This window comes from Cyanobium sp. LEGE 06143, from assembly GCF_015207535.1.
In the GTDB taxonomy this organism is placed as follows: domain Bacteria; phylum Cyanobacteriota; class Cyanobacteriia; order PCC-6307; family Cyanobiaceae; genus NIES-981.
Genome location: NZ_JADEWP010000290.1, coordinates 1 through 2,091, shown reverse-complemented (window position 1 = coordinate 2,091; position 2,091 = coordinate 1). Strand labels below are relative to the sequence as shown.

At 70.6% G+C, this 2,091-nt stretch carries 4 protein-coding genes; 3 read left to right on the top strand and 1 reads right to left on the bottom strand.

The window, feature by feature from the left end:
• On the top strand, positions 1-573 hold a 573-nt coding region (locus IQ216_RS13660; RefSeq protein WP_193815903.1), incomplete at its 5' end, for a peptidase.
• 90 nt (positions 574-663) lie between these two features.
• Here IQ216_RS13660 and hisIE read toward each other — a convergent pair.
• Complete coding sequence (hisIE, locus tag IQ216_RS13655; RefSeq protein ID WP_228007540.1) at positions 664-1,359, bottom strand: bifunctional phosphoribosyl-AMP cyclohydrolase/phosphoribosyl-ATP diphosphatase HisIE; 696 nt, start codon at positions 1,357-1,359, stop codon at positions 664-666.
• Positions 1,360-1,393: 34 nt separating this feature from the next.
• On the opposite strand from hisIE, the gene IQ216_RS13650 reads away from it, so the two are divergent.
• Both IQ216_RS13650 and IQ216_RS13645 read left to right on the top strand, forming a co-directional pair.
• Positions 1,394-1,885, top strand: coding sequence for a 6-carboxytetrahydropterin synthase (locus tag IQ216_RS13650; RefSeq protein WP_193815901.1), 492 nt, complete (start codon positions 1,394-1,396; stop codon positions 1,883-1,885).
• A partial coding sequence (locus IQ216_RS13645; RefSeq protein WP_193815900.1) for a permease occupies positions 1,882-2,091 on the top strand: 210 nt, incomplete at its 3' end. The genes IQ216_RS13650 and IQ216_RS13645, both read left to right, overlap by 4 nt.

Sequence of the window (2,091 nt, the reverse complement as noted above, 5' to 3'; positions counted from 1 at the left end):
CTGCTGAGCCCCACCCCCTGGGGCTGGCCCCGGCGCGACCACTGGTGCCTCTGGATCGAGCCGGGCGCCATCGCAGGGCCGGCAGCACGTTGGGATGGCCGCTGGCGCCAGGCGGTGCAGGCCGCCCTCAACACCTGGAGCGCGGAGCTGCCGATCACCCTGGTGGACGATCCCCGCCAGGCCCAGATTCAGCTGCTGCGCCGCCGGCCTCCCCTCAGGGGTGGGCGCGCCAGCCATGGCCGCGCCGAGTTGCAGCTCGTGGCCGTGTTGCGGCAGGGCAGCTGGCAGCTGGAGCCCGAGGTGCTGGTGAGCATCAGTCCAGGGCAGCGGCTGGAGGCCACCCAGGCGACGGCCCTGCATGAGCTGGGCCACGCCTTCGGGATGTGGGGCCACAGCGATGTTGCCGGCGACGCCCTGGCCGCCATTCCCGGACCGGTGCCGGTGCTGGAGCTGAGCGCGCGGGATCGTGCCACCCTAGGCTGGCTTCAGTCCCAGCCTGGGCTCAGCCAGCCGCCGCCCGCAGCCCCGGCGCCAGCCGCAGGATCAGCACAGACGGTGCTGAGGGCCGATTGAGCGGGCCTGCGATCGGGGCATCGCGGCTCCCGCAACCTCCTGCTGCCTGCGGCCTGAACGAGCCGCGTGCCCATGGATGGCGGAAGGCTCTCATCCCCGGCGTGGGGCGCCCCGGCGAGCCGCCAGAACCTGCTGCACCTGACGCCAGCTGACACCGTGGAAGGCCAGGGCCACCTGCAGGTGATACACGAGATCGGCGGCCTCCCCAGCGATCTCGGCCGGCTGGCCGTCTTTGCAGGCCATCACGAACTCGGCACTCTCCTCGCCGATTTTCTTGAGGATGCGGTTCTCACCCCCCTCCAGCAGAGTGTTGGTGTAGCTGCCGGGCTCGGGCTGGTCCCGCCTCCCCTCAATCACCCGCATCAGTTCCGTGCAGGCGTCGGCGGGTGGAGGCGGCGCGGCGGCTCCGCCGGCGCTGGGCTCGGGCCCGTCGTCATAGAAGCAGCTGCGGGCGCCGGTGTGGCAGGCCACATCGCCCACCTGCTCGATGCTGAGCAGCAGCACATCGGCGTCGCAGTCGTAACGCAGACCGCGCAGGTGCTGGATGTGGCCGCTGGTGGCCCCCTTGTGCCAGAGCTCCTGCCGCGAACGACTCCAGTAGTGCACTTCGCCGCTCTCCAGGGTGCGTTGCAGCGACTCCCGGTTCATCCAGGCCAGCATCAGCACCGCCCCGTCCAGCCAGTCCTGGGCCACGGCGGGAATCAGGCCATCGTCATTGAAGCGCAGCGCCTCAATGAAGCCGGGCTCCGGCCGCTGCCCCGCTCCACGCTGAAATAGACCTTGCAAGGCCACCGCTCTGCCGCTGACCCGATCCTCTCCCATGCCCGCGCCGGCGACCTACACCTGCAGCAAGCACTTCGAGGGCTATCCGTGTTGCCATCGCCAGTGGCGCCATCAGGGCCACTGCCGCTTCGTGCACGGGTACAGCCGCAGCTTCACCTTCTGGTTCAGCGCCACCGCCCTCGATGCCTGCGGTTTCGTGGTGGACTTCTCCAGCCTCAGGCCCCTGGAGGCCCAGCTGAGCCATCAGTTCGACCACACCTTTCTGGCCAATGCCGACGATCCCCTGCTGGAGCAGTGGCAGACCCTGCACAACGCCGGCGCCCTGGATCTGCGGGTGATGGAGAACGTGGGCATGGAGGCCAGCGCCGCTCTGGTGTGGAGCTGGGCCAACGACCTTCTGCAGCGCCGCGACGGCGGCCGCAGTTGCTGCTGGAAGACCGAAGCCCGCGAGAACAGCCACAACGCCGCTGCTTTCGCCGCAACGCCCTCCTGGTTTGACGCCAGCCTCCCTGCGGGGGCGCAAGCGTGAGTCTCACCCGCCTGGCCACGGCCTGGGCCCTGTTTCAGGGGTTACTGGTGGAGGCGCTGCCCTTTCTGCTGATCGGCGTGGCGATCGCCGCCCTGGCCAGGCGCTTCGCGCCGGGGGGGCGCTGGCTGCGGCGGCTGCYGGCCCACCCCGTCTGGGGGCCCCTCACCGGCGCCGCCCTGGGCTTCGCTTTGCCCGCCTGCGAGTGG

Coding starts and splice junctions, on each gene's coding strand:
- IQ216_RS13650 (WP_193815901.1), top strand. CDS start 1,394: ATGCCCGCGCCGGCGACCTACACCTGCAGCAAGCACTTCGAGGGCTAT.